The sequence below is a fragment of the Streptomyces sp. NPDC050161 genome, assembly GCF_044460025.1.
GTDB lineage: Bacteria > Actinomycetota > Actinomycetes > Streptomycetales > Streptomycetaceae > Streptomyces.
On record NZ_JBITJM010000002.1, the window covers coordinates 467,382 to 481,667 of the forward strand.

The 14,286-nt window shown below is 72.5% G+C and carries 8 protein-coding genes and 1 pseudogene; 7 read left to right on the plus strand and 2 right to left on the minus strand.

The window, feature by feature from the left end; translation table 11 throughout:
* Positions 1–601: 601 nt before the first annotated feature.
* The 6 genes and pseudogenes from ACIBK8_RS05230 to ACIBK8_RS05255 form a co-directional block, all read left to right on the plus strand.
* A complete protein-coding gene (locus ACIBK8_RS05230; protein WP_399040170.1) occupies positions 602–2,560 on the plus strand; it encodes a protease pro-enzyme activation domain-containing protein in 1,959 nt (652 codons plus the stop codon).
* A gap of 255 nt (positions 2,561–2,815) precedes the next feature.
* Positions 2,816–5,731 carry a leucine--tRNA ligase gene (locus ACIBK8_RS05235; RefSeq protein WP_399040171.1) on the plus strand — a complete coding sequence of 972 codons (2,916 nt, stop codon included), beginning with the start codon at positions 2,816–2,818 and terminating at the stop codon, positions 5,729–5,731.
* Between the two features lie 280 nt (positions 5,732–6,011).
* Complete coding sequence (locus ACIBK8_RS05240) at positions 6,012–6,767, plus strand: hypothetical protein (RefSeq protein ID WP_399040173.1); 756 nt, start codon at positions 6,012–6,014, stop codon at positions 6,765–6,767.
* Positions 6,768–6,866: 99 nt separating this feature from the next.
* Positions 6,867–7,712, plus strand: a complete 846-nt coding sequence (locus ACIBK8_RS05245; RefSeq protein WP_393680238.1) for a DegV family protein — start codon at positions 6,867–6,869, stop codon at positions 7,710–7,712.
* 793 nt (positions 7,713–8,505) lie between these two features.
* Positions 8,506–9,249, plus strand: coding sequence for a helix-hairpin-helix domain-containing protein (locus tag ACIBK8_RS05250; RefSeq protein WP_399040174.1), 744 nt, complete (start codon positions 8,506–8,508; stop codon positions 9,247–9,249).
* A pseudogene (locus ACIBK8_RS05255) lies at positions 9,246–11,825 on the plus strand (ComEC/Rec2 family competence protein); the annotation flags it as partial. The gene ACIBK8_RS05250 and the pseudogene ACIBK8_RS05255, both read left to right, overlap by 4 nt.
* Positions 11,826–11,920: 95 nt before the next feature.
* On the opposite strand, the gene ACIBK8_RS05260 reads toward ACIBK8_RS05255, so the two are convergent.
* Entirely contained in the window at positions 11,921–12,166 is a 246-nt protein-coding gene (locus ACIBK8_RS05260; protein WP_399040175.1) for a hypothetical protein, read from the minus strand.
* Positions 12,167–12,300: 134 nt separating this feature from the next.
* On the opposite strand from ACIBK8_RS05260, the gene holA reads away from it, so the two are divergent.
* Entirely contained in the window at positions 12,301–13,284 is a 984-nt protein-coding gene (gene holA, locus ACIBK8_RS05265; protein WP_227044989.1) for a DNA polymerase III subunit delta, read from the plus strand.
* A 555-nt stretch (positions 13,285–13,839) separates the two neighbouring features.
* Here the strand turns inward: holA and rpsT are convergent.
* Positions 13,840–14,106 carry a 30S ribosomal protein S20 gene (gene rpsT / locus ACIBK8_RS05270; protein WP_393680231.1) on the minus strand — a complete coding sequence of 89 codons (267 nt, stop codon included), beginning with the start codon at positions 14,104–14,106 and terminating at the stop codon, positions 13,840–13,842.
* Positions 14,107–14,286 lie beyond the last annotated feature (180 nt).

The window sequence follows — 14,286 nt, forward strand, 5'->3', positions numbered from 1 at the left end:
AGGACGGCCCGCTCTGTTGTGCGTTGTGGGCGGAGAGTCGGGTGTGAGCGTCGGCGCCATAGCGGGGGAGTGCCCTTGCCGCTGTGGCTCGCGTGAGAGGCGTCACAGGTGGGGTGGAGTGGCGTGGATCTCATGGGGGGCGTCAGGTGTCAAGGGTGCCGGATCGGCCCCGGGGGAGCGGTGGGGTGTGGTCGGCGCCGTGGCCTCGTGAGGGGTGCGTCGTGGTGCGGGTGAAAGGGCGGTCGTAGCCGTCTCGCTCGGGGCTCCTGTGCCGCGGATGATCCGCGGTCCGGCCGGGCCGGGCGGGGCAGGGTGAAATGCGGTGCTTCGGTGCCCAGTTCCGGTCAGCCATTCGCTGACTCCCGATCAAAAAATGGCGTCACATGCCGTGTTGGGTGCCCAATACCCCACCATTCCCTGCATTTCTGGCGCTATCTTGTCGTTCCTTGGGCTCTTCTTGGTGATCGCATGCCCCTGACATGAATCGTTCACCGAAAGAGTGGCGCATCGCGTGAATGTCACATCCATCGCATTCACCGCTCGTGAGGCACTGTGCGTCGCGCCACCACGACCGCACCGCATCGCCACAGCAGGGGGTTACATGAGATCGAGCCGAACCAGAGCACTGCGCGCGCGTACCGGACTGGCCTGGGCGGCGACGCTGCCGCTGGTCGCCGGGGCGCTCGCGCTCGGCGCGCCCGCCGCCGACGCCGCGGGCCACGACGGCGGCCGGCACACGCTCCAGGGCACCAAGCCCGCCTGGGCCACCCGGCAGGCGGACCGGGGCGCCACCTCTGATTCCACGGACGTCACCGCCCGCGTCTACCTCGCGGGCCGGGACGCCAAGGGCCTGGCCGCGTACGCCAGGGCCGTGTCCGACCCGCACTCCGCGTCGTACGGGAAGTACCTGAGCCCTGACCAGGTGAAGGCCCGATACGGCGCCACGCACGAGCAGATCGCCAAGGTGACCGACTGGCTGAAATCGTCGGGTCTGAAGGTCACCGGTACCGGAAGCCGCTATCTGACGGTCAAGGGAGACGCGTCGGCCGCCGAGCGCGCCTTCGCCACCGACCTGCACAACTACCGCAAGGACGGCCACACTTACCACGCGCCGTCGGCGACCGCCTCCGCGCCCGGAGCGCTGTCCGACGCCGTGCTGACCGTCACCGGCCTGGACAACGCACCCCGGCTCGCCCGGCACCACTCCACCGAGCTGCCGCCGCCGTCCGACGTCTTCCGCAACGCGGGCCCGTTCTCCTCGTACTTCGGCTCCAAGACCGACAAGCACCTGCCGTCCGCCTACGGGGCCAAGGCGTCGTACGCGGTGAAGGGCTACACCGGCAAGGAACTGCGCGCCGCCTACGGGGCGAAGAAGTGGACCGGCAAGGGCGTCACCGTCGCGATCACCGACGCCTACGCCTCCCCGACCATCGCCGGTGACGCGCAGAAGTACGCCTCCCGTAACGGCGACGCGCGCTACCGCCGCGGGCAGCTGTCCCAGGTGCTGCCCGCGGACTACTCGCGCATCGAGGAGTGCGGCGCGGCCGGCTGGTACGGCGAGGAGACCCTCGACGTCGAGGCCCTGCACGCGGTGGCGCCCGACGCCGACGTCGTCTACGTCGGCGCCGCCTCCTGCAACGACGACGATCTGCTCGACTCGCTCGGCAAGATCGTCGACGGGCACCTCGCCGACATCGTCTCCAACTCGTGGGGCGACATCGAGGCGAACGAGACCCCCGACGTGGCAGCCGCGTACGACCAGGTGTTCCAGCAGGGCGCGGTGCAGGGCATCGGCTTCTACTTCTCCTCCGGCGACAACGGCGACGAGGTGGCCAATACCGGTACGAAGCAGGTGGACACCCCGGCGAACTCCGCCTGGGTCACCGCGGTCGGCGGCACCTCGCTCGCCGTCGGCAAGAACCGCACGTACCAGTGGGAGACCGGCTGGGGCACCCAGAAGGCGGTGCTCTCCAAGGACGGCAAGGACTGGACCGGATTCCCCGGCGAGTTCAACGGCGGCGCGGGCGGCGGCACCAGCAAGACCGTCGCGCAGCCCTTCTACCAGCGCGGCATCGTCCCGGACGGGCTGGCCCGCGCGAACGGTGGCGGCGCCATGCGCACCGTCCCCGACATCGCGGCGGTCGCCGACCCCAACACCGGCTTCCTGGTCGGCCAGACCCAGACGCTGCCCGGCGGGAAGCTCGGCTACGACGAGTACCGCATCGGCGGCACCTCGCTCGCCGCACCGGTGATCGCGGGTGTCCAGGCGCTGGCCCAGCAGGCCAGGCACGGCGTCCCCATCGGCTTCGCCAACCCCGGCATCTACCAGCGCTACGGCACCTCCGCCTACCACGACGTCACCGACCACCCGCTGGGCGCCGGCCGCGACCTGGCCGTCGTCCGGGTCGACTACGTCAACGGCATCGACGGCGGCAAGGGCACCTCGACCACGCTGCGCAGCCTGGGCAAGGACAGCTCGCTGCACGCGGGCGTCGGCTATGACGTCGTCACCGGCGTCGGCAGTCCGGGCGCGGGCTACGTCAGCTCGTACCGTCCCTGACCGTTCCCGTAGGGGCCGCGTCGGGGGAATCCCCGGCGCGGGCCCTGTGCCCCCTGCGGTACCCTGGCGCCATGCGTGCCGTACGCCTTCTGCTTAGCGGGCCGCGCTGATCAGTTCCGACCGGGCCATTCGCTGTGGCCGCCCGGGTCGGCATCGGCGCGGCATCCCCTCCTGTGCGAGGGGCATTTTTGTTTCCGCAGAATCCGTGTCCGCAGCCGCCGCAGGCAGATGACGATCGATGGAGCTTTGAGGACGATGAGCGAGACGACTACCTCCCCCGCTGCTGAGGGCGCGGGCGGTCCCCCCGCCGAGGTGGCAGCGCCGCACCGCTACACGGCCGCGCTGGCCGCCGACATCGAGGCACGCTGGCAGGACTTCTGGGAGTCGGACGGGACCTACGAGGCCCCGAACCCGAGCGGCGACCTGGCAGGCGACCCCGCGCTGGTGGCCCGGCCCAAGAAGTTCGTCATGGACATGTTCCCGTACCCCTCGGGTGCGGGCCTGCACGTCGGCCACCCGCTGGGCTTCATCGCCACCGACGTCTACGCCCGCCACCAGCGCATGACGGGCCACAACGTCCTGCACACCCTGGGCTTCGACGCCTTCGGCCTGCCCGCCGAGCAGTACGCCGTGCAGACCGGCACCCACCCGCGGGTCTCCACCGAGGCCAACATCGTCAACATGCGGCGCCAGCTGCGCCGCCTGGGCCTGGGCCACGACCAGCGCCGGTCGGTCGAGACGATCGACCCGGCGTACTACAAGTGGACCCAGTGGATCTTCCTCCAGATCTTCAACTCCTGGTACGACCCGGAGGCGGACGCCGCGCGGTCGATCGACACCCTGGTCGCGCAGTTCGAGGCCGGCACCCGCCCGACGCCCGACGGCCGCCCCTGGAGCGCGCTGGACGCGGTCGAGAAGGCCGGCGTCCTGGGCGAGTACCGGCTGGCCTACGCCTCCGACGCGCCTGTCAACTGGTGCCCCGGCCTGGGCACCGTGCTGGCGAACGAGGAGGTCACCGCCGAGGGGCGCTCCGAGCGCGGCAACTTCCCCGTCTTCAAGTCCAAGCTGCGCCAGTGGAACATGCGGATCACCGCCTACGCGGACCGCCTGCTGGACGACCTGGACGCGCTGGACTGGCCCGAGGCCATCAAGCTCCAGCAGCGCAACTGGATCGGCCGCTCCGAGGGCGCCCGCGTCGACTTCCCGGTCGGCGACAACAAGATCACCGTCTTCACCACCCGCCAGGACACCCTGTTCGGCGCCACCTACATGGTGCTGGCCCCGGAGCACGAGCTGGTGGCGGGCAACGGCGACGGCTCCATCGTCCCGGCCGCCTGGCCCGATGGCACCCACGAGGTGTGGACCGGTGGCCACGCAACCCCGGGCGACGCCGTCGCCGCGTACCGCAAGCAGGCCGCGGCCAAGTCGGACGTCGAGCGGCAGGCCGAGGCCAAGGACAAGACCGGTGTCTTCACCGGCGCGTTCGCCACCAACCCGGTCAGCGGCGCACAGGTCCCGGTCTTCATCGCCGACTACGTCCTGATGGGCTACGGCACCGGCGCGATCATGGCCGTCCCGGCGCACGACAGCCGTGACTTCGCCTTCGCGCGCGCCTTCGAGCTGCCCATGCGCTGCGTCGTCCAGCCGTCGGACGACCGTGGCACCGACACCGCGACCTGGGACGACGCCTTCGCCTCGTACGACGCGAAGCTGGTCAACTCCTCCGGTGCGGAGATCTCCCTGGACGGCCTGGGTGTCGTCGATGCCAAGGCGAAGATCACCGAGTGGCTGGCGGACCGCGGCATCGGCGAGGGCACCGTCAACTTCCGGCTGCGCGACTGGCTGTTCAGCCGTCAGCGCTACTGGGGCGAGCCGTTCCCGATCGTCTACGACGAGGACGGCGTCGCGCACGCGCTGCCCGCGTCGATGCTGCCCCTGGAGCTGCCGGAGGTCGAGGACTACTCCCCGCGCACCTTCGACCCGGACGACGCGGACACCCGCCCGGAGACCCCGCTGTCCCGCAACGAGGACTGGGTCAACGTCGAGCTGGACCTGGGCGACGGCAACGGCGTCAAGCGCTACCGCCGCGAGACCAACACCATGCCCAACTGGGCCGGTTCGTGCTGGTACGAGATGCGCTACCTGGACCCGTCCAACGCCGACGCCATGGTCGACCCGGGCATCGAGCAGTACTGGATGGGCCCGCGCGAGGGGCAGCCGTCCGGCGGCGTCGACCTGTACGTCGGCGGCGCGGAGCACGCCGTGCTGCACCTGCTGTACGCCCGCTTCTGGTCCAAGATGCTGCACGACCTCGGGCACATCTCGTCGTCCGAGCCGTTCCACAAGCTGTACAACCAGGGCATGATCCAGGCGTTCGTCTACCGGGACAGCCGCGGCATCGCCGTCCCGGCGGCCGAGGTCGAGGAGCGCGACGGCGCGTACTACTACCAGGGCGAGAAGGTCAGCCGCGTCCTGGGCAAGATGGGCAAGTCCCTGAAGAACGCCGTCACACCGGACGAGATCTGCGCCGAGTACGGCGCCGACACGCTGCGCCTGTACGAGATGGCGATGGGCCCGCTGGATGTGTCCCGCCCCTGGGACACCCGGGCGGTCGTCGGCCAGTACCGCCTGCTGCAGCGCCTGTGGCGCAACGTCGTGGACGAGGCGACGGGCGAGGTCACCGTCGTCGACACGGAGCCGGACGAGGCGACCCTGCGGGCCCTGCACAAGGCCATCGACGGTGTCGCCCAGGACATGGCGAACCTGCGGTTCAACACCGCGATCGCCAAGGTCACCGAGCTGAACAACCACCTGACCAAGGCGGCGGGGCCGGTGTCGCGCACGGTCGCGGAGCGCCTGGTGCTGCTGGTCGCCCCGCTGGCCCCGCACATCGCTGAGGAGCTGTGGCGCAAGCTGGGCCACACCGACACCGTGGTGCACGCGGACTTCCCGGTGGCCGACCCGGCGTATGTCGTGGACGAGACCGTGACCTGCGTGGTGCAGATCAAGGGCAAGGTCAAGGCCCGGCTGGAGGTCGCCCCGTCGATCTCTGACGCCGACCTGGAGGCGGCGGCGCTGGCCGAGCCCGCGGTGGTCGCCGCACTGGGCGGCGCGGGCATCCGGAAGGTGATCGTCCGGGCGCCGAAGCTGGTCAACATCGTGCCTGCCTGACCTCGGTCGGCGGGGTGTCCGCACGGTGCCGCCGCAGGGCAGGAGTCGATTGGCTCAGGCCCTGCGGCGGTGTCGTCATGGGGCGTCTGACGGCCGCTTCGGGCGGGTGATCGGGGCGCTCCGGGCGGGTGATCAGGTCGTTCCGGGCGGGACATGGGTGCTTTCCCCTACGGGCAGGTTGGGGGTTCCGATGGAACCCCTGACCTGCCCGAGCCGTTTACCGTTGAGGGACAGGGCGCGGGCTACCGAACCGGCGCCGCCGAATCCTCTGGGGGAGTCCATGGAAGCCGCGATCGCCATCATCGGGCTGCTCTTCCTGCTCTTCGTCGCCGCCGGAGTGTTCGTGACGGTCAAGGCCGTACAGGCGACCAAGCGCGGCGTGGACCGCACGGTCGCGCAGGCCCGGAGAAGCGTGGAGGACACCGGTCTGCGGGCGAGGAAGCTCGCCCAGCCCGGAGTCGCCGGCGAGCTGGCACAGCTCCGGCTGTCGCTGCGGACCTCGATGCGCGCCACCCAGGACGCCCTGCGCGGCGGTGTGACCGAAGACGCCTCGCTCAGCGAGGCGCTCGGCCTCTTCGAACGGCTCAGCGCGCACGGCCACGAACTGGACGACGAGCTGAGGCGGCTGGAGCGCGAGCCCGACCGGGCCGCCACCTCAGCCCGGATGCCGGAGCTGCGGGAGCGCACCGAGCGCATCACCCGGTCCGCCGATTCGCTGCGCTGGGCGGCGCTGGACCGTGCGCGGAAGTTCTCCGACGACGACCTGGCCGCGCTGAACGACCAGATCGACGTCGAGGCGGGCGCGCTGCGGCACTGGACCAGGGAACCGGCGACCGGTACGGCACCGGACGGGGACGCAACTGCCGGCCGGCAGGCCGCATCCGGGAGCGGCGGCGCCTCCGGGGCAGCAGGCGGTGACGGGTACTCCTGGGGCGGCCCCGAGACGGGCGAACCCCAGGCGATAACGGCCAGGGATCCGCGCGCCAGGCCGTCCTACCCGTGGCAGAAGGCCCCGCACGGCGAGGGCACGACCTGACGGTGGCGAGCGGCGCTTGGCACAGCCCTTACCGAACCGGGAAGATCTTGAGTGGGGCCGCACTGTCGGGTGCCGGGCTCCCCGGATAGCCTCCCAGTCATGTCCCGCCATGTCGCCATCGTCACCGATTCCACGGCCTACCTGCCGCCGGTGGCACTGGAGCGCCACCGCATCACGGCCGTCCCGCTGACCGTCGTCCTGGGGGACCAGGCCCTGGAAGAGGGCACCGAGATCTCGGCGAGATCCGTCGCCCAAGCCCTTCAGAAGCGCGGGCCGGTGACGACGTCGCGGCCCAGCCCGAGCACCTTCGCCGACACCTACCGCAAGGTCGCCGCGTCCGGCGCCTCCGCCATCGTCTCGCTCCACCTCTCCTCGGAGTTCTCCGGGACCTACGACGCGGCGGTCCTCGCCGCGAAGGAAGCGCCGGTACCCGTAAGGGTCGTGGACACCGGCATGGTCGCGATGGCACTCGGGTTCTGCGCCCTGGCCGCAGCGGAGACCGCCGAGGCCGGCGGGGACGCCGACGAAGCGGTCGCCGCGGCGGAGAAGCGCGCCGCCGGGACCTCCGCCTATTTCTACGTCGACACCCTCGACTACCTCCGGCGCGGTGGCCGGATCGGTACGGCTCAGGCGCTGCTCGGCTCCGCGCTCGCCGTCAAGCCGATCCTGCAACTGGCCGAAGGCCGCATCGAACTCCTCGAAAAGGTCCGGACGGCTTCGAAGGCCATCGCACGGCTGGAGGAGATCGCGGCGGAGCGCGCGGGCCAGGGCGAGGTCGACATCGCCGTCCACCACCTCGCGGCGGCGGAACGCGCGGAAGCCCTCGCCGACCGCCTGCGGGAGAGGGTGCCTGGCCTGCGTGAACTCCATGTCAGCGAGGTCGGCGCGGTGATCGGCGCGCACACCGGGCCGGGGCTGCTGGGGGCAGTGATCTCGCCTCGGTGAGGGCGTGCCGCGTGTGTCCGTTTTCAGCGGGTTGTACGGGCGGACGCTCCCCTTCGGGTGACGTAGTTATCCACAACAGGGCAGTTATCCACGGGAATTGAGCCTGCTCAGCGCGATCGGCGCGGAGTGCCTACCGTCGGTCGGCATGAGCACTCAATCACCGTCCGTAATCATGAGGTCGGGCCCGGAGCTGGACGCGGCCCCCGACACCGAGGCGCACGAGCCCGAGCGCGGCAGGCGTCCAGACCGTTCCCGCCACGTGCGGTCACCGGCGCGGGGGCGGCCCGGCCACCGGGCCGCGGCTGCGCGCCGGGCCGAGACCGCGGCTCTGATCCGGGCGAGAGCGGAGGCGCTCTTCAGCGGTCCGCCGGAGGGGGATGCGGGCGGAGACCTGCCTCAAGTCCCGCCTCAAGCCTCGCTCCAAGCCCTGCCCCAAGTCCGTCCCCAAGCCCCGCTCCGAGTCCGTCCCCAAGCCTCTCCTCAAGATCGTCTCCGCCGCCGTTCTCCTGTCCGTTCCCGTCCCCGTTTCCGTTCCCCGCTCCCGGCTCCTCGTGGTCCGTATGCCCGGCGGCGTCGCGATCCGCCGTCTGTCGAGCGGCCACAGGACGAGCCGGTCGGGCAGCGAAAGGGAGGGCGGGACGTGGTGGGACGGGAGACGGCTGGGCCGGGGGTGGGCGGTGGTGCCGGTGTGGGCGCCGTTGCAGAGACGGAGGGGAGGCCGGGCGCGGGGGCGAGGCCGGGCGCTGGGACAGGTGAAACGGGGCCGGGGCGTTGGGAGCGGGCGCGGCTGGCGGTGCGGGAACGGCTGCCGCTGTGGGTGCAGTTACGTTGCGCCACCGATCCGAAGGCGCTGGCCGCGCTGGCGCTCGTGCTGGTCGTGGCCGTGGTCCTCGCCGTCCAGCACTTCTGGGCCGCAGGTCCCGAGCCGGTGCGCGCTCCGGCGGCCGAGCACGCCGTGTCCGTGCCGTCGCCCTCGTCCGGCCTGCCGCCCTCCGGTGCGTCCTCGACCGGGTCGGCCGCATCGGCCGCATCGGCCTCGCCGGGGGCGGCCGATGGCCCTGGGAAGCAGCTGGTGATCGATGTGGAGGGGAAGGTCAGGCACCCGGGAATTCACCGTCTGCCGGCCGGGGCGCGGGTGACCGACGCGCTGGACGCGGCGGGCGGTGTGCTGCGCGGGGCGAGCACCCAGGGGCTGAACCGCGCGCGGCTGCTGGCCGACGGGGAGCAGATCGTCGTCGGTGGGGCCGGTGCGGGGGCGGCCGGTGGCGGAGCGACGGCCGAGGAGGCCGCGAACGGGCCGCCGGGCGAAGCGGGCGCGTCGGGCGGCGGCCCAGGGGCGCCGGGGCAGCCGGTCAGCCTCGGCTCGGCCACCGAGCAGCAGCTCGACGCGTTGCCCGGAGTGGGGCCCGTACTGGCCCGGCACATCATCGAATTCCGTACCCGGCACGGTGGGTTCAGATCGGTGGACCAACTGCGCGAGGTGACCGGTATCGGCGAACGTCGCTTCGCCGACCTGCGCCCCTTGGTCCAGCCATGACCACCGAGCGCACCACGGTGCACGCGGCGGCGGCCTCGCCCCACGGCGCCTCGGACCCGCGCCAGGAGGGACCGGCCGACCTGCGTATCGTCGCCCCGGCGCTGGCCGCCTGGGTCGCGGCGGCGCTTGCCTTGGGGGCGCCCGGTGCGGCGGTGGCGTACTCCTGCGTGGCGGCCGCCGCCCTCGCCGCGGTGGCCCTGCGCCGGGCCGCGGTACGGCGCAGGGCCGAGGCCGCTTCGGAGCCCGCCCCGGGGGCCGTGCCCACACCGCCGGGACGTCGGAGCCACGCCCCGCGCCTGTGGTCAGCCGGGTCGCTGGTGGCCGCGGCGGCGGTGCTGCTGTGCGCGGTGGCGGGCGCGGTGTCCGCGGCGCTGCACGCGGCGGACGCGCGGCGCGGGCCGCTGCCCTCCTGGGCGCAGCGCTATGCGCATCTCACCGTGGAGCTGGAGGTGACCGAAGACCCGCGGATGACCCGGCCCAAGGCACATGGCTCCTCACGCATGCCGCCGTCCCTGGTGTTCATCGCGGACGTCGTGCGCATCACCGGACCGGACGGCTCGGTGACGGCCACCCACACCCCTGCCCTGGTCATCGCACAGCAGCAGCATGCGGAAAAGCACGGCGGGCAGGATTCCGCGGCGGCGCAGCGCGGCCGATGGCTCGGCCTGTTGCCCTCGACGCGTATCCGGGTCGCGGCCCGTGCCGCCCCGCCGACGCCACCGGACGGGCGGATCGCCGCCGTACTGCGGGTCTCCGCCGACACACCGCCCCGTCGGGTGGCCGAGCCGTCGGCGCTCCAGCGGATGGCGGGCAGCCTGCGGGCCGGGCTCCGGGACGCCACCGACGGCCTGTCGCCCGATGCCCGCGCCCTGTTGCCCGGCCTCGTCGTGGGGGACACCTCGCGGGTGCCGCCGGATCTCGACGACGCGTTCCGTGCCACGGACCTGACGCATCTGCTTGCCGTATCCGGCAGCAACCTGACGATCGTGCTCGCCCTGCTGATCGGCCCGCCGCACCTCGCCTCACGAGCCGAACGCCGCGGTCTGGCGCCCCGCATCGGACTGTCCCTGCGCGGTACCGCCGTTATCGGCGGCGCACTCGCCCTCGCCTTCGTGGTGGTGTGCCGGCCCGACCCCAGCGTGCTGCGCGCGGCGGCCTGCGGGCTGATCACCCTGCTGGCGATCGGGACCGGACGCCGCCGCTCCCTGCTGCCCGCACTCGGCGCCGCCGTCCTGCTGCTGATCCTCTACGACCCGTGGCTGGCGCGCAGTTACGGCTTCCTGCTCTCCGTCCTGGCCACCGGAGCGCTGCTGCTGCTCGCCCCGCGCTGGAGTGCGGCGCTCCAGCGGCGCCGGGTGCCGCCCAGGATCGCCGAGGTGATCGCCGCCGCTGCCGCCGCCCAAGCGGTCTGCGCCCCCGTCGTCGCGGTACTCGCGGCCCGGGTCGGCCTGCTCGCCGTGCCGTGCAATCTGCTCGCCGAACTGGCCGTCGCCCCGGCGACCGTCCTGGGCTTCGCCGCCCTCGCCGCCGCCCCGCTCGTACCTCCGGCCGCCCAGGCCCTGGCGTGGTGCGCGGGCTGGCCGGCCGGCTGGATCGCCGGGGTGGCGCGCACCGGGGCCGCCCTGCCGGGCGCGGAGTTCGGCTGGCCGGGCGGCTGGGCGGGCGGCCTGGCGCTCGCCGCGGCCACCCTCGTCCTGGTGGCGGTGGGCCGCCGGATGCTGCGCCGCCGGTGGCTGTGTGTCCTGTGCGCGCTGGCCCTGATCCTGGTGGTGTGGCGGCCGGCGCCGCTGACCCGCGTCCTGACGGGCTGGCCGCCACCGGGATGGCGGGCGGTGGCCTGCGACGTCGGGCAGGGCGACGGGCTCGTACTCGCGGCCGGTGACGGCACGGCCCTGGTGGTGGATACGGGCCCCGAACCCCGCGCCATCGACCGGTGCCTGACCGACCTCGGTGTCCGCCGCATTCCCGTGATCGTGCTGACGCACTTCCATGCCGACCACGTCGACGGCCTGCCCGGGGTGCTGCACGGCCGCTCGGTCGGGCTGATCGAGACGACGACGCTCCAGGACCCCCCGGAGCAGGCCGAGTTCGTCCGGCGCACCGCCGCGGCGGCCGGGGTGCCGGTGACCCGTGCGGCAGCGGGGGAGCGGCGTCGGCTGGGCCCTCTCGCCTGGGACGTCCTCTGGCCGCCCGCGGACGGTTCCGGTGGCGCGCCGGACGGACCCAACGACGCCAGCGTGACGCTGCTCGTCCACAGCGCGGGGCTGACCCTGCTGCTCCTCGGCGACCTCGAACCCCCCGCTCAGCAGGCGCTGTTGACGGGACACCCGGAGCTGTCCGGGGTCGACGTCCTCAAGGTGGCCCATCACGGTTCGGCCCATCAGGACCCCGAGTTGATGCGTCGGCTGGCGCCACGGCTCGCGGTGATCTCCGTGGGTGCCGACAACTCCTACGGCCATCCGGCGCCCCGTACCGTCGACGCGCTGCGGCGGCTGGGGGCCAAGGTGCTGCGTACCGATACGGACGGCGCGGTCGCCGTGCTGGGCACGCGAAACCAGCTGTTCGCAACGGTCCGGGGCCGCCGCACATCCCGGCGCCGCTCCCGTACCTCGGCGGCACGTCGACGTCGGCGCATCACCCGCGTCCGACGGGCGGCAGCCCTGGCAAGCCGTTACTGGGCCTCGCGCCAGCCGTCGTGCTCCGCCGCGATGCCGTCCAGCCGGTGCGGGTCGTACGCGCCGTCGGGATCCTCGACGACCACCAGCCACTGGGCGTCCTCGGCGTCGACCTCGCCGGCCAGGGCGTCGCGTACGAGCTGCGGTTCATCGACGAGACCGAATTGCTCGGTCAGGGTCTCGGCCACCTCCTCCGCGGCGTCGCGGTCGGGCAGTACCAGTACGTGTCGTGCATCGTTCACCGGACCATTGTCCGGCAACGGAACGGCGGGCGGCGGGGCGGGCACCGGAGCGGGTGGGACTCGGCCCGTACGAGCGGCCGGCCTTCCGCCCGCACGGACGGGATTGTCAGTGGGGCGTGGGATGCTGGAGCGCGATGGCCAGGAAGACTGCAAACGACGATCCGCTCGCCCCCGTCACGCTCGCGGTGGGCCAGGAAGACCTGCTGCTCGACCGTGCCGTGCAGCAGGTGGTGAAGGCTGCCCGCGCCGCGGACGAGGACACCGATGTGCGCGACCTCAGCTCCGATCAGCTCCAGCCGGGCACCCTCGCCGAGCTGACCAGCCCTTCGCTGTTCGCCGAGCGCAAGGTCGTGGTGGTGCGCAACTCCCAGGACCTGTCGGCGGATTCGATCAAGGACGTCAAGGGCTATCTCGGATCCCCGGCGGAGGAGATCACCCTCGTCCTGCTGCACGCGGGCGGCGCCAAGGGCAAGGGGCTGCTCGACGCGGCCCGCAAGGCAGGGGCGCGCGAGGTGGCCTGCCCCAAGATGACGAAGCCGGCCGACCGGCTGTCGTTCGTCCGGGGCGAGTTCCGCGCGGTGGGACGTTCGGCGACGCCGGAGGCATGCCAGGCGCTGGTCGACGCCATCGGAAGCGATCTGCGCGAGCTGGCCTCGGCCTGTTCGCAGCTGACCGCCGACATCGAGGGCACGATCGACGAGGCGATCGTGGCGCGCTACTACACCGGCCGGGCGGAGGCGTCGAGCTTCACCGTCGCGGACCGTGCGGTCGAGGGGCGTGCGGCCGAGGCGCTGGAGGCGTTGCGCTGGGCGATGTCGACGGGCGTCGCCCCCGTCATGATCACCAGCGCGCTGGCCCAGGGCGTCCGCGCCATCGGCAAGCTGGCATCCGCCCCGCGCGGCGCGCGCCCCGGCGACCTCGCCCGCGATCTGGGCATGCCGCCGTGGAAGATCGACCGGGTGCGGCAGCAGATGCGCGGCTGGTCGGCGGATGGCGTGGCGACGGCGCTGCTGGCTGTCGCCGCCGCCGACGCGGGTGTCAAGGGCGGCGGCGACGACCCCGAATACGCCCTGGAGAAGGCCGTGGTGGCCATCGCCCGCGCGGCCCGCTCCCGCTGAACCAGCTGGCGAGTCCGAGTCCGAGGCCGAACGAAGCCGGACAGCTACCCAGCTACCCCCGCAGCTTCCCCAACGTCCCCCGGTCACCGCCCTTTAGCATGTCGGCGATCTCGCCCGTGCTGGGCGGGCTGCTGGGCTCCGAGCTGCCGAAGCTGCCGGTGGCGAACATCACCGAGGCCCGGATCGCGGATGCCGCGCCCCCCCCGCAATCCGGAGTCGGCCCAGCAGTACCCGTATGCGCAGCAGCCCCCGCCGCAGGCACCGGCCGGCTACGGCTACCGCCTGACCATACGGCTGCGGCTGAGGCTGCGGATAGGGACGGTTCGGATCCCCCCAGACCACGCAAAAAACCCCGCCGGCCCTGGGGAAGGGCGATGGCGGGGCTTCTTGTCAGTCTTCGGGTCGTCCGGCGGAAGTCGCCGGTCGAGCCGGGGGCGCCGCACCCGCGTGGCGAACGCAGGCCGTGTGCGGCGCGGTGGTGCACCGTTCAGGGAGCGGAGAGAGGGGCCGCTGGATCCCCGACGGCGGGGTGTTGCAAGGTCAGACGGAGATCGTTCAGCCCTTGAGGCCGGCGACCTTCTTGGCCAGCGCCGACTTCTTGTTGGCGGCGGCGTTCTTGTGGATGACACCCTTGCTGACGGCCTTGTCGAGCGTCTTGGCAGCGGCGGCCTGGGCGGCGGTGGCCTTCTGCAGGTCACCGGCCTCCACGGCCTCGCGGGTGCGACGGATCGCGGTCTTCAGAGTGGACTTGACAGCCTTGTTGCGCTGACGAGCCTTCTCGTTGGTCTTGATCCGCTTCATCTGGGACTTGATGTTCGCCACGAAAGAGCCTTTTCAGGTTCGTTGGAGTTTCGAGTTGCGCCGCGCACTTTGAGAGGGCACGAAGCGCAGTGGACCAGGCTACCAGCCACGCCCACGGCATCCCAATCCGGGCCGTGGTCGCCCGGGAGCACCGCCCAAAACGGACCGACGGCGCCGCTCATGGGACGATGGGGAGGACGT